This window comes from Sporosarcina luteola (assembly GCF_007991495.1).
In the GTDB taxonomy this organism is placed as follows: Bacteria; Bacillota; Bacilli; order Bacillales_A; family Planococcaceae; genus Sporosarcina; species Sporosarcina luteola.
Window position 1 is genome coordinate 30,615 of record NZ_BJYL01000003.1, and the last position, 17,820, is coordinate 48,434.

15 protein-coding genes are annotated in these 17,820 nt (G+C 42.4%); 11 read left to right on the top strand and 4 right to left on the bottom strand.

Features of this window, described 5'->3' with window-relative positions; all coding sequences use genetic code 11:
- From SLU01_RS00550 to SLU01_RS00570, 5 genes are all read left to right on the top strand, one after another.
- The gene (locus SLU01_RS00550) at positions 1-1,752 is read left to right on the top strand and encodes an ABC transporter ATP-binding protein (RefSeq protein WP_147054226.1); all 1,752 of its coding nucleotides are present in this window, start codon (positions 1-3) and stop codon (positions 1,750-1,752) included.
- A gap of 30 nt (positions 1,753-1,782) precedes the next feature.
- Positions 1,783-3,525 (top strand): ABC transporter ATP-binding protein, encoded by a 1,743-nt coding sequence (locus SLU01_RS00555; protein WP_147054228.1) that lies wholly within the window; start codon positions 1,783-1,785, stop codon positions 3,523-3,525.
- 89 nt (positions 3,526-3,614) lie between these two features.
- Positions 3,615-4,112, top strand: a complete 498-nt coding sequence (locus SLU01_RS00560) for a hypothetical protein (protein ID WP_147054230.1) — start codon at positions 3,615-3,617, stop codon at positions 4,110-4,112.
- 200 nt (positions 4,113-4,312) lie between these two features.
- Positions 4,313-5,644 (top strand): sensor histidine kinase, encoded by a 1,332-nt coding sequence (locus tag SLU01_RS00565; protein ID WP_147054232.1) that lies wholly within the window; start codon positions 4,313-4,315, stop codon positions 5,642-5,644.
- A 5-nt stretch (positions 5,645-5,649) separates the two neighbouring features.
- Positions 5,650-6,393, top strand: a complete 744-nt coding sequence (locus tag SLU01_RS00570; protein WP_147054234.1) for a LytR/AlgR family response regulator transcription factor — start codon at positions 5,650-5,652, stop codon at positions 6,391-6,393.
- A gap of 91 nt (positions 6,394-6,484) precedes the next feature.
- On the opposite strand, the gene SLU01_RS00575 is transcribed toward SLU01_RS00570, so the two are convergent.
- Positions 6,485-7,900, bottom strand: a complete 1,416-nt coding sequence (locus SLU01_RS00575) for a DUF6612 family protein (protein ID WP_170232530.1) — start codon at positions 7,898-7,900, stop codon at positions 6,485-6,487.
- Between the two features lie 274 nt (positions 7,901-8,174).
- On the opposite strand from SLU01_RS00575, the gene SLU01_RS00580 reads away from it, so the two are divergent.
- Positions 8,175-8,906: a hypothetical protein gene (locus tag SLU01_RS00580; protein WP_147054239.1), complete on the top strand. Its 732-nt coding sequence runs from the start codon at positions 8,175-8,177 to the stop codon at positions 8,904-8,906.
- Between the two features lie 21 nt (positions 8,907-8,927).
- On the opposite strand, the gene SLU01_RS00585 is transcribed toward SLU01_RS00580, so the two are convergent.
- The 3 genes from SLU01_RS00585 to SLU01_RS00595 all read right to left on the bottom strand — a co-directional run bounded on the left by SLU01_RS00585 (position 8,928) and on the right by SLU01_RS00595 (position 11,969).
- A complete protein-coding gene (locus tag SLU01_RS00585) occupies positions 8,928-9,422 on the bottom strand; it encodes a VanZ family protein (protein WP_147054241.1) in 495 nt (164 codons plus the stop codon).
- A 482-nt stretch (positions 9,423-9,904) separates the two neighbouring features.
- Positions 9,905-10,978, bottom strand: coding sequence for an S-layer homology domain-containing protein (locus SLU01_RS00590; protein WP_170232531.1), 1,074 nt, complete (start codon positions 10,976-10,978; stop codon positions 9,905-9,907).
- A 145-nt stretch (positions 10,979-11,123) separates the two neighbouring features.
- Positions 11,124-11,969 (bottom strand): SGNH/GDSL hydrolase family protein, encoded by an 846-nt coding sequence (locus SLU01_RS00595; RefSeq protein WP_147054245.1) that lies wholly within the window; start codon positions 11,967-11,969, stop codon positions 11,124-11,126.
- A gap of 132 nt (positions 11,970-12,101) precedes the next feature.
- On the opposite strand from SLU01_RS00595, the gene SLU01_RS00600 reads away from it, so the two are divergent.
- The 5 genes from SLU01_RS00600 (at position 12,102) to SLU01_RS00620 (ending at position 17,793) form a co-directional block, all read left to right on the top strand.
- Entirely contained in the window at positions 12,102-12,830 is a 729-nt protein-coding gene (locus SLU01_RS00600) for a YveK family protein (protein WP_147054247.1), read from the top strand.
- Positions 12,831-12,835: 5 nt separating this feature from the next.
- Complete coding sequence (locus SLU01_RS00605) at positions 12,836-13,540, top strand: CpsD/CapB family tyrosine-protein kinase (RefSeq protein ID WP_147054249.1); 705 nt, start codon at positions 12,836-12,838, stop codon at positions 13,538-13,540.
- 53 nt (positions 13,541-13,593) lie between these two features.
- Positions 13,594-14,361, top strand: coding sequence for a tyrosine-protein phosphatase (locus SLU01_RS00610; protein ID WP_147054251.1), 768 nt, complete (start codon positions 13,594-13,596; stop codon positions 14,359-14,361).
- Positions 14,362-14,660: 299 nt separating this feature from the next.
- On the top strand, positions 14,661-16,493 hold the full coding sequence (locus SLU01_RS00615) for a polysaccharide biosynthesis protein (RefSeq protein ID WP_147054253.1): 1,833 nt from the start codon (positions 14,661-14,663) through the stop codon (positions 16,491-16,493).
- A gap of 67 nt (positions 16,494-16,560) precedes the next feature.
- Positions 16,561-17,793, top strand: coding sequence for an MATE family efflux transporter (locus SLU01_RS00620; RefSeq protein WP_170232532.1), 1,233 nt, complete (start codon positions 16,561-16,563; stop codon positions 17,791-17,793).
- Positions 17,794-17,820 lie beyond the last annotated feature (27 nt).

Below are 17,820 nucleotides of genomic sequence, written 5' to 3' on the forward strand. Positions count from 1 at the left end.
ATGGCATCCAGTGAGAAACAGTTAAAAAAACAAGCTGAAAAGGGTATATGGAAATCCTATTTTCGTTTAATGTTCAAAGCTAAATTACCTTGGGGTTGGATCATATTTGTGTCGGCTCTCTATATGTTTTCATCTACGATCACATTGGCGTTTCCAAACTTTGCATCCAAAGTTGCGACTGGCGTATTGAAGCCATACATCATTTGGGGAACAGTCGGGTTGATTGTCGCAGATGTCATCATGTCGGGTGTTGTCCGTTATTTCAATAAACTACTCGTTGCTAAAATCGATGTAAGTTACCGTTCATTGATTTGGGAAAGGCTGATCAAATCGCCGTTGCGCTTTTTTGATCAGATGAAGCCGACCACAATGATTACTCGGATTACAACTGATGCGACAAAAATCAGTACCGTTTTAGGATCATATCTGCCATCCTTGGCAGCGACCATATACGGGACAATCGGAGTCGTGGCGGTCATATTCACCTATGATTGGCGCTTGGCGTTATCGGTAATCGTATATATCCCGCTATATCTCATATTCAATCTTTTCTACGGGAAATGGAATTATCGTGCATTCAAGGAAACATACAATCGATTATCGACTTTAACTCAATTCCTTTCCGAGTTGCTCATGAGTGTTCCGCTCATCAAGACATTCGTGACGGAAAAGAAAGAGGATGAACGCGGCCATAAAAACTTGCAGTATTACTATAAAGCGAACATGCGCAGATACATTATCATGTGGGTAGAAAACCCGATTAATGGTATTTTGAGCATCACGTCTGATATTCTTGTCATTTTATATGGCGGATATCTAGTTAAGGCAGAAATCATCACAATCTCAGAATGGCTTGGATTCTTCATGTACATAGGAATGCTGTGGGGGATGCTGGGTTCTTTCCTCATGATGTATGTTGAGATTAAGAAGAGTCAGGGAGCAACAGATCGTATTGCCGCATTGATGGATGGCGATTTGGAAGTCAGTGAAAGAAATTTCAGCATCTCCAAGTTGGAGGACAATATCGTATTTAAAGATGTAGCATTCAGTTATGGCGAAAAGCCTGTATTAGGCCACGTCGATGTAACTATCCCGGTCGGTAAGGTAACAGCAATCGTTGGTCCGAGCGGAAGCGGTAAGTCAACGATATTTTCATTGCTGCAACAATTCTATCAACCGAATTCAGGTGAAATATTAGTAGGTAAGACGCCAATTTCTGAATATCATTTAACGGATTGGCGGGATTTATTTGCTGGAGTTGCTCAAGATAGTCCGATGATTTCCGGGACGATTCGAGAAAATATCGTGTACGGTGTAAACCGGGATGTTACGGATGCCGAATTGGCGGAAGCAGCCGAGAAAGCGAATGCTTTAGATTTCATCAAAGGATTCAGGGATGGGTTTGATACGTACGTCGGTGAGGCAGGTTCTAATTTGTCAGGCGGGCAACGTCAACGGATTGCTATCGCAAGGGCCATCCTCCGAAACTCCGATATTTTATTGTTGGATGAAGCAACGGCAAGCTTGGATAGCCAAGCAGAAAAGTTCATTCAGGAAGCGATGGATACATTGATGCAAGGAAGAACGACAATCATGATCTCTCATGACCTATCAAATGTTCAAGATGCCGATCAAATTATCGTTTTGAACGGTGGAACAGTGGATGGTATAGGGACGCATGACGAACTCTTAAAAACAAATGAGTTGTATCGTCTTTTAGTTCAACTCCATACAAGTTCATCTGCAGGCTGAGTCTTGCAATCTAGGTAAGGGGGGATATATATGGAGGGAACTAAACGACATAGTTGGAAAGAGTTTTTTAGGCTGATCTTCAAATCCAAATTGCCGTGGAAATTGTATATCATAGGGTTTCTAGTAGCGGCTGGTTCCACAACGGTGTCTTTAATCATGCCGAAGTATATTCAAGGGTTATTTGAAGGCGACATATTTAACAATGAGATCATCAGAAATTATATTTTGCTGGGTGTGCTTGCAAACATACTGGTAGCACTCTCGGCACTGTTTTTCTCAATCACACCACCAATTGTCATGAGAAATGTGCAGAATACGGTTTGGTCAAAAATCATGAATATGAAAATGAAAGACTATTCGAAGCAGCCTTCACAGCAATTGATTAGCCGGGTTACAGATGACCCGCTTTTCATCGATAGCGTAGTCGCAGGCATGAAAACTGTATTGCTTTCAACCTATTCGCTCGTTGCTTCGTATGTGATCATGTATAACATGAATGCCAAATTGACATTTGCATTATTGCCGGTAGTTCCATATATCTTTATCGTATCGGCAATTGCTGGACATTATACGCAAAAGACTCAAAAGGGTGTACAGACGCAATACTCTGGAGTCACAGCGTTTTTCGCGGAACGACTGCCTAGAATCCGTTTAGTGAAGTCGTTCAATAAAGAACAAGAAGAAATTGAGCTTGGAAAAGATATATTGGTTGAGCAATATAAGGCGGAGAAAAAACGGATTACCGTCGATTTATATGCGGAGCCTTTAATGCAAAGTGTCCGGGCAATCATCGTCGGAACCGTGCTGATCTACGGAGCTTATCTTGTTTCCGTTGGAGAATTGAAAGTGAGCCAGGTCATCTCCTTCTATCTATATGTCCAGTTCATTCATACGAATGTCTTGCAATATGGATTGTACTGGCAAACATTGAAACAGGCAAAAGGGGCGTCTGAAAAAATCTCAAGCATCCTTGATTCTGAAAGTGAGAGGATTCAGCGTGAGGAGTCAATGCCTGCTATTGAGAAACAAGACTTGAGATTTGAAAATGTCTCGTTCAGTTATGGCGATAGAAATGTACTCACACATTTAAATATGGAAATTCCCGCTGGCAAGGTGACGGCCATTGTTGGACCGAGCGGGTGCGGTAAATCAACGATCTTTAAACTGATCGAACGTTTCTATGAACCGAATGTCGGACGGCTCGTCATTGGAAATACACCTGTCGAAAAAATTCACCTTGATGAGTGGAGAAAGTCCGTTGCTTCTGTATCGCAATCGAGTCCATTACTTTCAGGCTCAATTCGTGACAATATAATTTATGGTCTTGAAAGGGAAATAAGTGCCGAGGAAGTGAGACTAGCTGCGGGACTGGCGGACGCCCTCGAGTTTATTGAGGAGTTCCCGGATGGGTTCGATACGGAGGTCGGAGAATTCGGTTCGAGGTTGTCAGGCGGACAGCGTCAACGGATTGCTATCGCACGCGCCTTTATACAGGATGCTCCTATATTACTTCTAGACGAGGCAACGTCCAGCTTGGATGCTCAGTCCGAGAGTAACATTGAAAAGTCCTTGGAATTGTTAATGAAAGATAGAACGACAATTATGATTGCCCACGATATGAACTTTATCAAAGAGGCGGATCAAATTATTGTCATCGATGCAGGTGGAGTATCAGGTTTGGGTACTCATGATGAATTGATGAAGTCCAATGAATTGTACAAGATTTTGGTGGATATCCAGGCTTCTAAAGAAGAGAGAATGACATTTTTCTAACAGATCTACACACAAAGACACGCATTTTCCGTTTGGACCACTAGTAATACAGTGTTCAAAATAAATACCATCCATAGGGGGAATATAAGATGAAAAAGCTTTTTATGATATTGTTGATGGCACTGATCGTTTCCGCTCTTGCTGCTTGTAGTGGAGATGACAAAGGGGATGCAGCTGATTCGACGGATGCAGATGTGACTGAGCAGACAGATGGCACGTCTGGAGATGAACCAAACTCAGCGGTATTGGATAATGAATACTTCAAAAATGTCGTAGATATCTTAAAAGCTGAAGGTTATGAGCTGACGAATTTTACAGATGGAGACACGGATTTCTTTACAGATACGCAATCATCATTTGCAGTTCAAGTCAATGGGGAAGATATGCTTACACTTCAAGTTTTTGAAATGGATCCAGACAGTGAGCATTTGAAAAACGCAGCGGAAACTGGAATGGGACAAGCGGAATTTGAAGGAGAAGTAGCAGAGATTCCGGTTTTGGTTATCGATAATCATTACTTTTTCCTAGCAGAAGGCCATCCGGATCAAGAAGATATTTATAAGCTTCTTCAAGAAAAATTAAAGTGAGTCGACAGTAGAATGACATAAAAAACGCAAATGAGGATCTATTCCTTATTTGTGTTTTTTAAAATTCATACTTTGTAAAATTGAAGTTGGGTGGATATTTCGATATAATAACTATCATGAAGTATTGAAAGAAAATTTTAAAAGGTGAGTAGTCTATTTATATAGATAGGTCAGTGATTGGAAATAGGTGACGAAATAGTATGGCTGTTTTTCTCCAAATTACAGAAATTATTGTTTGGTCCATTCAAATTCTCACAGGACTATTACTTGGCCTCTCACTAGTTGGCTTGAAGGTACAGCAAACACTTAAACCGTTAATAATAACGAGTTTACTTCTGGGGATCATTTTTGGCATTGCTCATAATTTTTATCCGTCAGAATATCTTTTTCTGCTACTTCTCGTAGTACTATTCGCCGTACTTTTCCGGATGTTGAAAGCACCCATTACACAAGTATTGATAGCCATGCTACTTGCAGTCATTTTTAATTTACTTATTATTACACTCTTGGAGTACAACATATTTTACCTTTTGCTTGACATAGCGGATGTGACGTTGGATGTTGGCGCGAAATTGTCAATCGATTCGTTTGTTACGTTAAATAATATATTTCTATCGATGATTATCGTTACAAAATCACCTGTCTTATTTCCGAAAGCATTATTTGAAAAGTCATTGCGTGATGACGACCCTGAAATCTCGTTCAGCGGACAAGTATATTCCGTCATACTCATTTTATTCCTATTAGTCGCGGGCCTTTATTATGCTTCGGTTGAACTTCCGCATATTCGGTTGCATTATCGTTGGTTCCTTACTATCTGGTCACTGGCTGTTACCGTTGCAATAATCGTATTCCAACGAAAAATCATTTTGTTTAAAAACGAAAAAGTGCAGTTGTTTTTAGATCAGCAATACCAAAAGGAATTATTATCATTTTTCAGTATGATCCGATCACAACGCCATGACTTCAATTTTCATTTGACCGCGATCAACGGTCTAATTCAAAAGAAGGAATATGACGCTTGTAAAATATATATAGAAGAAATGGTAAAGTCAGCAACAGAAATCAATGATCTGCTGCCGCTGCATTACCCGGCAACCGCTGCGATGTTAAGTACATTCAAAGAAAGGGCAACCGCGAAAGGTATTACGATTGACTTCATCATTATGAATGATTTGCGGCATTGTCCTTGTTCGGTCTATGAGATTAACAAGGTGATTGGAAATCTAATTCAAAATGCGATGGATGAAGTGGAGCGCCATGCCGATCCGAAGCAGCCAATCAGTGTAGAGTTGAATACAGAACTGGCGCAACTTGTCATTACTGTGAAAAACAAAATCACGATGAACAATGATAGGCTGGACGATTTATTCCAAGAGGGCTTTTCCATGAAAGAACATCATGAAGGTCTTGGTTTGCCAGCCGTGAAAAAAATTGTCGAAAAATATAACGGAGTTGTGTATCCGGAGTTGAATGTGGGCTTCATCAGTTTCCGTGTTCTAATTCCAGAAGTTTTTACTAAGAGGGGGTGAATGTCATGAAAGCGCGGACGCTGATAGTGGATGATGATAGAAGCTGTATTGACGACCTTCAAGTCCATCTTGCATCCTATCCTTTCCTGGATGTAGTTGGTGAGGTGAATAGCTCTGAAGAGGCGATCAGCTTTCTGGAGTCTAATCGTGTTGACCTATTATTTCTAGACATTGAAATGGGAGGGATGGACGGAATTCGTTTTGCGCATCTTGCAGAATCCCTCTACCCGCACATATTGATCGTCTTCGTGACAGGTCATCCCCAATTTGCGCTAGAAGGCTATGAGGTGCATCCTGTCGACTTTTTAACAAAACCTGTGAATCCGATACGCTTGAAAAAAACGCTTCAAAAAGTGGAAGAGCGCTTTTTGGAAACCCCGTTGCCAAGAGACGCGAAAATTGGTTTAAATGTACCTGGAGGCATCCACATGATTCTAGTGAGTGACATCCGGCTGATCGAAAAGAAAGGTAGAAAAATCTTTGTCGAGAGCAAAGGGGGGACGCGGTACGAAACGAGGGAAACAATGAAAAGGCTTGAGGAGATTCTCCATTCTTTCAATTTCTTTCGGACCCACCAATCCTTCCTCGTCCCTCTACACTCAATCATGTCTGTCACTCCTGATTCTTTCTCCCGTTCTTACACGGTGCAGTTGAAAGACTATGATGTGCTTGTTCCGCTGAGTAGGAAAAATTATAATGATTTGAAGGATAAATTGCAGAAACAGGTTGAGGGATTGACGATACATTAATGTTTCAGCATCTTGGATAGTTTCTGATCTGCTCAAAAAAACCACCAATCTTCAAAATCGAAGGTTGGTGGTTTTAAATTTCCCGCAAATCTTATTCTGCTGCCTCTTCTTTCAATTCTTCTGCAGTTGCTTCAGAATCTAAGTCTAAAATAACAGCATTTTTAATAATTTCTTCTGGAACTTTAATTTCCTTCACTTCATTAAACTTGCTAAAGATACCGCTGATTAATTGATTGAGTGTGACCGTCTCACCAGCGACTTTAATTGTCATAGCTGTTTTGCCGTTTGTCGAAACTGGGAATAAAGTATTTTTGTCGATAACTGTGACGATGAAAAACTCGTCAATAGAGATGGATACTTCACCTAGAATCGAATCAAGATCGATTTCTTCGCCTTCCACTGTTTCTTCTTCAGTCTCTTCAGTAGCCTCTTCGACTGCAGCGTTTTCTTCTGTAGTCACTTCTTCGTCAGTTGTTGCTTCTTCCGCAGCCTCTTCAGTTGCAGTTTCTTCTTCTACAATAGTAGCTTCTTCCTTTTGCTCTTCTTTAACGTCAGTAGCTTCAGTCACTTCTACAGCTTCATTGTCGATAAATAGTTCTTCCGGAATCATATCTCCGAATAAAGACATAGCCTCATCCATCATGCTTTGGAATTCTTCGTTCGTCATTGATTGAGTGATGATATAAGCATCGTCATATTCGAAAATATGGATGCCTTTCATGAACTGCTTCGTAAGTTCCAATTGTGCAACAGGGTCTGCTTGTGCTGCAGTTGCTTCTAAAAGTCCAGCCGTTAATTCTTCAGGAAGCTTTGTCCAGCTCTCGCCATCCTGTTGGAAGAAACCATCTTCTGTGAAATAAGATTCAGTCGAAACCTCTTCTTCACCGATTGTCATTGACATTTTTTGATAAAGGCCAATCGGATTATTCGTGATGCTCATGTCGATATCCATAAGCATGTCCATGGATAATTCCTCAGTGTCCGAAACCATTGATTGGTCAATTGTCATCTTCGCAGCATAGCTGTTCGGATTCGCAGCAACCATTTTCTTTAGGAATGCGTCTACGTCTTGTACACGATTCGTAGTGACATTAACTGTTTGTTGGTCTTCAGAAATTGTTACTTCAAAGCCTTCTAATTCGTTTAGGAATTCTCCAGAAACATAGTTGCCGTAGTTTTTCAACGTAAGCGGGAATAACGCATCCGTTGCTTCACCGTCTACAGTAATTTGCTCATCAGCAGCACTGAAATCTACCGTCAAATACGTATTTGTTACAGTTACTTTTCCAGCAGCATCCTTTGAAACTTGATATCCAGCTTCATTGAATAGATTCTCAACCGGAATCAATACATCCTCTTGCGACATAAATGGTTGTTCATAACCTTCTACTTCAACACCATCGACTACAAGTTTCATAGAACCTGTTTGAGCTGATGCCGTCATGTTTGGCCAAGCGAATGAAAGAACAAACACAAACGCCAAAACCCACGTTGCTACTTTTCTCAACATTATAACCCCCGAAAATATAATATTCCTGCCGTAAATAGACAGGTATTTCAATTACACAAATAAATGTAGAAATTTCCAACTTTATTGTCGTTTTAGAGAAAATTCGAGATACCTTAAATGATTTTGAAAGTAGCTGTCCAGAAAGTCGGTGAAAACTGACCTTCTGTGGCGGCCGTTTCCCATTTTCAAACGGTTTAACTCTACTATTATAACTACCTTCTCTTTCAAATTCATGGTAAACTGCTAGTATCAGCAAAAGGCGGGTGTAAGAATGAAGAAAAAGTGGAAAATCAGCTTAGCGATAGTGGTTGCATTGGTGTTGGGAGCTGGTGCCTATTTGGCATATATTTTGAAATTTAAAGAATACGACGTAGCAGATGAGGAAGTCGCGGAAATTGTCGAGAATCCGTATGAAATTGAGCTTCCAGATGGATCGAAATTAGTCATCGACGAAGATGGCAAGGTTTCTGAGCAGAATACCAATAATGAAGTGGATGCTGGTGATGAAAACGAAGGTGAAGCAACTTCTGGGTCAACTACAACCCAAAAGGACAGTACGGCGGGAATTACACCCCCAAAAAGTAATGCGGATAAAACAAATTCAAATGAAGCTAAAAAACCATCAAAACCGTCTAACACGGATAAAAAACTGACAGTTGCAGACGTGAAAGGGAAGTACGAGCCTGTGTTCAGGCAGCTCGAAGCTCAGGCAGATACGAAAATCAATTCATTGATTGGCCGGGCAAAGAAGGAGTACTCCGACAAGAAGGCGAATGGCGAAAGCATCAGTTACGGATATTTTTATAACAAATATATGGGGGCCGCAACAAGCCTCGAGTCAAGCACCGATGCCGTATTTTATGGTGTCATTGAAGCTGTGGAAGCTGAATTGGTCGCGAATGGATATAATAAATCATACGCAAAGAGTTTCATAGATGAATATGAAGCTACGAAAAAATCGCGTCGTGACGGTATTTTGAAGAAAGTTGTCGGACGCTCTTAACATAAGAAAACCGCTCAAAAGTTAATACTTGAGCGGTTTTCTTTTTCGTTTTTGTCTTCGATTGGCAAAGCCGAGTTGAATAAGCCTGAAAATGAGTAAAAATGTAAAGGCTCCTGACATATCCAATAGTACGTCTTTAGAGGAAGGGGTTCGTCCGCCGGTGAGCGACTGATGGTATTCATCTCCTATTGCCAGGGCGAGTGTGATGAAAAGTGCGATTAGAGTCCGGTAACATATTTTGGGTAAGATGATGTAGACGGCGATCGCTAGTAATCCGAAAATGAAAAAGTGGGCTGCCTTACGCAGGAGGAACTCAACAAATGGATAATATCCTCGCTCTTCGACTGAAATGATCTTGCCCCAGTAAGGAATTTGCAATTTCGAAAGCTGATCTTCAAGTGGCTTGCTTGGCAGCCATTCTTCTAAGTTAGGGATAATTGATTGCTGTTCATACGTTTGACCTGATGAAAAGAACAATACTCCAATTATGATTAGTAGAAATAGGAATTTTCTCATGCTGTGACCGTATCATATTTGGACATTCCTTGTCTAGAAGATGGAATGAGATTACTTGAAAATTATATTGCTCGCAAACTTGATAAAACGACCTTTGGAAAAAGGCTTTGGACGTGGGAACGCCAGCTTTGGACGCCTGTCGACTGACTTTGGACGTGAGCCAGCCCTCTTTGGACGCACGCCGCCTGACTTTGGACGTGAGACAACCCCCTTTGGACGCACGCTGCCTGACTTTGGACGTGAGCCAGCCCTCTTTGGACGCACGCCGCCTGCCTTGGGACGTGAGCCAGCCCTCTTTGGACGCACGTCGCCTGACTTTGGGCGGGAGACAACCCTCTTTGGACGCACGCCGCCAGGCTTTGGACGCGGGACAACCCTCTTTGGACGCACGCCGCCTGACTTTGGACGCTGTCCCCCTTAACAACAAAAAAACTGCCACAGAAAGTTTTTGACTTTCTGTGACAGCTTCTATTACTTATCTATCATTCACCCGCAAAGACGTGCAGGTTCACGTTGAAGTATTCCCAGAATTCGATGCTTTCGCTGTGGCCGAACAGTGTGACTTTGATGTCGTCTGCTACCATGTCGCCTTTGCTTGTGTCAGCTGGCGTCTTGAGGAGTTCAGCCATTGTGTCCATGATGTGTTGCTTTGCTTCTGCTCGGTTGTTGACGACGTCGATTAGTTGACCGTCTCCGATGCGGATGCTGGATACGCCAAGTTCAGGGAGCTTGTCCGAGAAAAGACCTGTACCTTGAAGCGCCTTAACGCCTTCGTCCAAGTTGTAGGCCGTCATTGTCAAAGTGTCTGTCGCTGTGTCGTAATTTGCTTCTGCTACTTTGACGCCGTCTTTTTCGACTGTGCCTTCTTCAAGGACAGTTGCGCGGATTTTTGCTTTCGTTTCGTCTACGATGTTTGCAACTTTTTCAAAGTTTTCAGCACGTACGACGAAAGAAGCCATTTGTGCACGTGTAACGTTTGCATTCGGTTCAAATGTAGTTGCTGTTTTGCCTTTTGTCACTTTGTTTTCAACGAGTGTGCGGATATGATCGACATACCAAGCAGAACTGCTTACATCTGTGAACGGGTTTTCCGTTCTTGCTTCAAGTGGAAGTTTGTAAGCCATGTCCAAAATTTTCGAAGTTTGCGCGCGTGTCATTGGTGCGTTCGGACGGAATGTGCCGTCTTCGAAGCCGTCAATGTAGCCTGCGCTTGCAAGAGCTGCGACATAACCGTAGTACCATTGGTTTTTGTTAAGATCTTTGAAGCCAGGGTCTTTGACATTTGTTGTATCCAAACCTAATGACATAGCAAGAATTTTAGAAGCGTGTGCACGCGTCAATTTCATGTCAGGCATGAATCTGCCATCCTCAAATCCTTGAAGAATGCCACGTGCCGCCAAGTTCATGATTGCATCATGGTGATCGAGTGAAGGTGCTACGTCGCTGAACGAAGTCGTAGCTGCGTCAGCTGATGTAGGAGCTGCAACGACGACTGCGCCAGCCGCTAATGATAAAGATAATGCCGATAGGAAAGACTTTCTTGCTGTTTTTTTCATTTGTTTCCCTCCAATTTTTTGTATGGTAATTAAATAAAAATGAATATTCCCACTAACTATAGCATGAAAGATTACTAGTTTGATACTAAAATATGTCGGATCTTGAAAAAAATTAGCGATTCCCGCGTAATCTCTATGTAGAGTTCTAGTAATCTCCCATGAAGTATTCCCGTAAAACTCCTGCCCAAACCTCTGCCCCTGAATCATTCGGAGCGCTGTTCTCGTCTAAGTACCCCAATACATCCTCATCCGCTACATCCGGCCAACCTTGCCAATGATCGATATACGGAATACCGCGTGTTTCCGTGAATCTTTGCAATGACCTAATCTGCGTTGCGTAGAAACTTGGCCGATGAATCGGCTGTGATGGCATGACGACCAACCTTGCATCCGCGGAAATTTCCTGCAAGCGCTCCTGAATCCTCAATACGTGGCGATGCTCATCCTCGATGACGACACGTCCATTATTATTCAATGTGAACGGTTCGAGAAGAAGGACATCATACCCCGTCTCCCAATCGACAAGCTCGTCCATCCTGTCGATGAATTCAAGCGAAGTGCCGTCGAATGCAACGACCTCCGTTTCAATGAATCCCCGATAAGCTTCCGTTAAATTATCCGCCAGTATGCCGGCTGCGCCTTTGTCTCCCCCTTGCGCGATTGCTTGAGATCCGACAATGAGAAACTTCACGGTCTTATCCGATTCGAAACGGTCTGTCAATAAGCCGGCGAGCGTTTCATCCATGTTTGCGGATAGGGAAGCAAGATCGGACACTGTTAATTCAGTGTTTTCTTCAGTTGTGGAAGATTCAATTTCAGATGAAGCTATAGAGCCATCTTCCATCATCGCGATTTCGGACATTGGTCCTTCCGCTAATGCACTGTTCCCCGATTCGCCTGCCAGTTTCTGCTTCCAACTGCTGTAGCTGAAGGCAAGTATGCCAAGGCAAAAGAAGATGAAGAGGGCAATGCCGACCCCTTTTTTATTCATGAGCCATTCCTCCCACAAATTATCCTATGCATCAAATATACCATAAAATAAATTAAGACAAGAATCAATTCTACAAAATATGATATAATATGACATGTTTAAATAGATAGCTATAAAGGGGATACAGACTATATGGAAGAAACAATTAGTCTTCAGGATCTGTTCAAGACGTTGAAGAAGAGGGCTGTCCTCATTTTGCTGACGATGTTGTTGGCGGTTACGGTGGCGGGAGTTGTCAGTTTCATATTTTTGACGCCGATCTACCAGGCATCCACGCAGATTCTCGTCAATCAGCAGAAAGTGGAGCAGAATCAGTTCAACACGCAAGATATCCAAGCGAATCTTCAGTTGATCAATACATACAATGTCATCATAAAAAGCCCGGCTATATTGTCGAAGGTGATTGAAAACCTAGACCTTGACACGACGCCGGCCGCTTTGAATACAAAAATTACAGTAAACAGCGCGCAAAATTCCCAAGTCGTCAATGTAAGTGTGCAAGATCCGGAGCCTTATATGGCGGTCGATATCGCCAACACGACTGCGGAAGTGTTCCAAGAAGAGATCCAAAAGCTGATGAATGTCGATAACGTCAACATTCTGTCACCAGCCGTTCTATCCGAGAATCCAAGCCCGGTCAAACCGGATCCATACTTGAATATGGCAATTGCGGCTGTAGTCGGACTGATGCTTGGCGTCGGAATCGCATTTTTACTTGAATATTTGGATACGACAGTGAAGACAGAGCAGGACATCGAGGAAATTTTGGACTTGCCGATTTTAGGCCTCGTGAGCCCGATTACAGATGGAGATATGCCAAACGCGAGAGAAGCATTACAACGGAGAAGGAAGAAGGGGTGACAAACATGCTCAAACGCAAAAAACAGCCGTTGCAAAACGTTGCGCGAAAACTCGTGACGAATGAAAATCCGAAATCGATCGTTTCGGAGCAGTTCCGCACGGTCCGGACGAACATCAATTTCTCAATGCCGGACAAGGAGCTGAAGACGTTGTTATTCACTTCTTCCTCTCCGGGCGAAGGCAAATCGACGAGCGCGGCTAATGTCGCAATCGTATTTGCGCAAGAAGGGAAGAAAGTTCTATTGGTCGACGCAGATATGCGTAAACCGACGATGCATTACACATTCCACACGACAAACACGACAGGTCTGTCCAATTTGCTGACGAAGCAATGGATGTTGGAAGAAGTTACAAAGGTTACGAAAGTCGACGGATTGCATTTGATTACGAGTGGTCCGATTCCGCCGAATCCAGCTGAATTGATTGGTTCGAACTCAATGGGTACGCTAATCGAGACATTGAAATCCCAGTACGACATCGTTATTTTCGACGCTCCGCCACTATTATCAGTCGCTGATGCACAAATCCTATCGAATAAATGCGATGGCACAATCCTTGTCATCAATGCAGGCACGACGGAAAAAGATAGCGTCGTTAAGGCGAAGGAATCACTCGTTTCCGCTAAAGCGAACATATTAGGAACCCTCATGAACAACTTCAAGCTCGAAAAAGACCATTACTACTACCAATATTACGGAACGGGAGAGTGAAGAGGGGGGGGGTTCCCTCTCGCTCTTTTCCTGTTTGAAGGAGCAGCAAATAAATGATCGATATACATACTCATCTCCTGTTCGGCGTGGATGACGGACCCCAGACGATGGAAGAGACATTGAAAATGATCGAAAAAGCACATTCGGAAGGCATCACGGATTTGATCTGCACCTCACATGCCTATCATCCGCAATACAATGTCGAAAAGCCGGAAGTTCTCAAGCAAACTACATCACTTACAACTGCTTTAGTGAAAGCAGGCCATGACATCAAACTTCACCCTGGGCAGGAAATCCGCCTGACAGAAGATATCATCGATAAATTCGACAGAAATGAACTGCTAACACTTGCAAATTCACAATACCTTCTACTGGAACTTCCGTCACAGACCGTTCCCGCATACACCGTCAATATCATCCATGCACTGCTGGAACGGGAAACCATTCCAATCATCGCCCATCCGGAGCGTAACCGTGCAATCGCCGAAAAACCGCAGCGTCTCGAAAAGCTCATACGTCATGGTGCAACCGCTCAAATCACTGCCGGCAGTCTATCTGGGCATTTCGGGAAAAATATTCAAAGGCTTTCACTCCGACTGATTGAATCGAACCTTATCCATACATACGGCTCCGATGTCCATAACTTAAAAACGCGTCCCTTCCATTTCGGCAAAGGACTCGATTTTCTGGAAAAGAAAAGGCTGTATGACATCGCGGATCTGTTGCTTGCAAACAATGAACGCATTTTGAATGATGAGCCACTATTGCTTCTAGAACCGGAATTACAAAAACCGAGGAAGTTTTTCGGATTAATCGGGTAAACGTCGGTAAAAAAGACCTAGGATTATAAAATGAATTGAAATTCAAGTGAATAATTTATAGTAATGAAAAAACTGTTGAGGTAAAGGGGAATAAAGCCGTAAAAGGTTATTAAATCAGGAGAAATTGAAGAAAACCGACTCTGTTTTCCCAGAAACCCAAGTAGTCAGAAGGGGTGGAAGTTGGAAATTCCACTAGACCACAAAATGGAAGAGTGATACTATCATACTATATTGAAACCCATAATTATGGAAGACTTATAGTTTCTGAGACACAGCACACAGTGGAAGGAGCAGCCAGCATGACAATGAAAAAGCGGATGACAATGCTTTTCCTATTGGATTCACTCATCGTGTTCCTATCAATCTTCCTAGGCTACTATATATTGCGCCCCGACGTTATTATCTTTAAAGATGAAATCGTCCTGATGAGCGCGGTGACAATCCAAGTCGCACACCATCTACTCGCCTGGCACTACGGACTCTACAGGAAAGTCTGGTCATATGCCTCGGTCGGAGAACTGAAAGCCATATTCAAGGCAGTCACATTCACAATCATCATCGTCATGGCCGCCCAGCTGCTTTTCGTCAAAGACATCAATTTTCGGGCCCTATTCCTCACATGGATGCTCCACATTCTTTTGATTGGCGGATCGCGGCTCAGCTGGCGCATTGTACGCGATTCCTTCCGCAAAACGGATGAAAACGGGATGAAACGCACAATGATCATCGGCGCCGGGCAAGCCGGTACGATGGTAGTAAGGCAATTGCTGAACAACCCAGATTCGGGCATGAAGCCTGTCCTCTTCCTCGACGACGATCGAGCGAAAAAAGGACTGGAACTGTACGGCATTAAAATTCTTGGCAGTACAAACCATATCGAAGAAAAGATCAAAGACAACAACATCGACAAAATCATCATCGCCATTCCATCAATGGCAAAACAAGAAATGACGGAACTTATGAAGCGATGCGTCGAAACAGGTGTCCGAACACAGATGATCCCGCGCATCGAAGACTTGATGACAGGCAAAGTATCCGTCAACGACATACGCGACGTAAAAATAGAAGACCTCCTTGGCCGCGACGAGGTGCAACTCGATATGCAGGCCATCCAGGAGAAACTGACAGGCAAAACCATACTCGTCACTGGTGCAGGCGGATCCATTGGCTCGGAAATATGCCGGCAAGTGACAGCTTTCAAACCGAAGAGACTCATTATGCTCGGTCACGGTGAAAGTTCCATCTATAATATAGACATGGAACTCCGCCAAAAAGTTTCACCAGACATCGAATTAATTCCAGTAATCGCAGACGTAAAAGACCGAAGCCGAATCAACGAAATCGTTTCGGACTATCTTCCTCACGTCATCTACCATGCTGCGGCACATAAACACGTCCCACTCATGGAAGCGAACCCGATGGAAGCCGTCAAAAACAACATCTTCGGCACAAAAAACATCGCCGAAGCTGCAGATATGTTCGGCATCCCGCACTTTGTTCTTGTTTCGACGGATAAAGCGGTTAACCCACCGAACGTAATGGGGGCGACGAAGCGGTTTGCGGAAATGATTGTTCAAAATCTTGCGAAGAACAGTAGTACGAAATTTGCGGCTGTCCGCTTCGGCAATGTGCTTGGATCTCGGGGGAGTGTTGTTCCCCTGTTTAAGAAGCAGATTGCCGCAGGAGGGCCGGTGACTGTGACAGATCCTGAAATGACGAGGTATTTCATGACGATTCCTGAAGCCTCAAGGCTTGTGATTCAGGCAGGTACCCTTGCTCGCGGCGGCGAAGTGTTTGTCCTTGATATGGGCGAGCCTGTAAAGATTGTCGATTTGGCAAAGAACTTGATTCGATTGTCTGGATACGGAGAAGAAGAGATAAAAATTACATATTCCGGCATCCGTCCGGGGGAAAAGTTGTTTGAGGAATTGTTGAACGAGAGTGAACGGCAGAGTGAGTATGTGTTTCCGAAGATTTATGTTGGGAAGGCTACGCCGATTACTGAAATAGAACAGGAATATGTGTTGGACAAGTTGCTGGATATGGACACGGATGAGTTGAAGGAAACGCTTGTTGGGTTGGCGAATCGGAAGGTTGTTGAGAGGCAGACGCAAATGAAGATGACGGTCTGATTGCTGGTAGGCAATACATTTATCTTTTTGAATGTTATTCCAATCCATTGAAAATGCAGGTGTGAAAATGTGGAGCAAGTTAAATGAATTTAAAGGAAAACTAACATGGTCTTTACTGGGTAATATTGTTTTCGCGCTATCCCAATGGATTATATTATCTATTTTAGCGAGATTCGGCTCAGCAGCTGACCTAGGTATATATTCTTTGGGTCTAGCAATCACTGCCCCAGTTATCCAATTCTTTAATTTTGAGTTAAGAACTGTGTTAGCAACTGATAGTAAGAATGATTACAGTTTTCAACAATTTTTCGGAAGTAGGATTATACATCTTTTAATTGCTTACTTAGTAATAATGCCTATTTCATTTTTTTATGTTGAAAACACAATTGCGACACTATCAATTCTATTGATTGGCTTAATCAAGATATTTGAAGCTCTGAGTGATTTATGTATGGGATACTTTCAAAAGGAAAGTAAAATAGAATTGATAGGAAAATCTCAACTTTATAGAGGTATACTGTCAATGACTGTCTCGTCGTTAATCTATTTAATAACTCAAAGTATTAATTTTATGTTATTAGGATTACTAACAGTTATGATTTTGAGGTTCTTATTTTATGATCTAAAACATTTAATCCCATATACAAATGTATTCCCTATATTCGATTTAAGTGGTCTGAAAATGATTATTTTATTTTTCCCCTTGGGAATAACCGCATTAATTAGTTCGCTGGTTCCAAATATACCTAGATATTTCTTGGATTATTATGTAGGTGTAGAAGCGGTGGGAATCTACTCAGCTCTATATTATATAATAGTCGCGGGAAATATGCTTATAACACCAGTGTCTTTATTAGCCGCCCCTCGGATTGCTAATTCGTATCATAATAGTACTAGAAGTGATTTCTTAAAACTAATTTCAGTACTAATCATATTAGCAGTGATAATGTCATTAATTTTAATTCTTCCAGTTTTATTAAGTGGTGAGTATATACTTACTTTATTGTATGGAAAGGGATTTGCTGTTTATGAAAGAGCTTTTATTATTATTTCCATAACGCTAATATTCGGCTTTATCAACTCATTTCTCAACTTATCTATTATTTCCACCAGAGAGGTCCGATCACTTCCAGTATTGAATGGAATTGCAGTTTGTGTATCGTTTATTGCAGGATACCTTTTGATAAAAGATTTCGCTATTGAAGGTGCTGCATGGGCACTTCTATTAAGCCGTCTTATACAAACTCTTTTGTATACTGTCCTATTTTTTAATATACTACGGAAAATAAAAACGAATTAAGAATATATATATGGGTAAGAAGGTGAT

What these genes read in the sequence shown, in the direction of transcription:
- SLU01_RS00550 (WP_147054226.1), top strand. Translation starts at nt 1, where the DNA reads ATGGCATCCAGTGAGAAACAGTTAAAAAAACAAGCTGAAAAGGGTATA.
- SLU01_RS00555 (WP_147054228.1), top strand. Translation starts at nt 1,783, where the DNA reads ATGGAGGGAACTAAACGACATAGTTGGAAAGAGTTTTTTAGGCTGATC.
- SLU01_RS00560 (WP_147054230.1), top strand. Translation starts at nt 3,615, where the DNA reads ATGAAAAAGCTTTTTATGATATTGTTGATGGCACTGATCGTTTCCGCT.
- SLU01_RS00565 (WP_147054232.1), top strand. Translation starts at nt 4,313, where the DNA reads ATGGCTGTTTTTCTCCAAATTACAGAAATTATTGTTTGGTCCATTCAA.
- SLU01_RS00570 (WP_147054234.1), top strand. Translation starts at nt 5,650, where the DNA reads ATGAAAGCGCGGACGCTGATAGTGGATGATGATAGAAGCTGTATTGAC.
- SLU01_RS00580 (WP_147054239.1), top strand. Translation starts at nt 8,175, where the DNA reads ATGAAGAAAAAGTGGAAAATCAGCTTAGCGATAGTGGTTGCATTGGTG.
- SLU01_RS00585 (WP_147054241.1), bottom strand. Translation starts at nt 9,422, where the DNA reads ATGAGAAAATTCCTATTTCTACTAATCATAATTGGAGTATTGTTCTTT.
- SLU01_RS00590 (WP_170232531.1), bottom strand. Translation starts at nt 10,978, where the DNA reads ATGAAAAAAACAGCAAGAAAGTCTTTCCTATCGGCATTATCTTTATCA.
- SLU01_RS00595 (WP_147054245.1), bottom strand. Translation starts at nt 11,969, where the DNA reads ATGAATAAAAAAGGGGTCGGCATTGCCCTCTTCATCTTCTTTTGCCTT.
- SLU01_RS00600 (WP_147054247.1), top strand. Translation starts at nt 12,102, where the DNA reads ATGGAAGAAACAATTAGTCTTCAGGATCTGTTCAAGACGTTGAAGAAG.
- SLU01_RS00605 (WP_147054249.1), top strand. Translation starts at nt 12,836, where the DNA reads ATGCTCAAACGCAAAAAACAGCCGTTGCAAAACGTTGCGCGAAAACTC.
- SLU01_RS00610 (WP_147054251.1), top strand. Translation starts at nt 13,594, where the DNA reads ATGATCGATATACATACTCATCTCCTGTTCGGCGTGGATGACGGACCC.
- SLU01_RS00615 (WP_147054253.1), top strand. Translation starts at nt 14,661, where the DNA reads ATGACAATGAAAAAGCGGATGACAATGCTTTTCCTATTGGATTCACTC.
- SLU01_RS00620 (WP_170232532.1), top strand. Translation starts at nt 16,561, where the DNA reads ATGTGGAGCAAGTTAAATGAATTTAAAGGAAAACTAACATGGTCTTTA.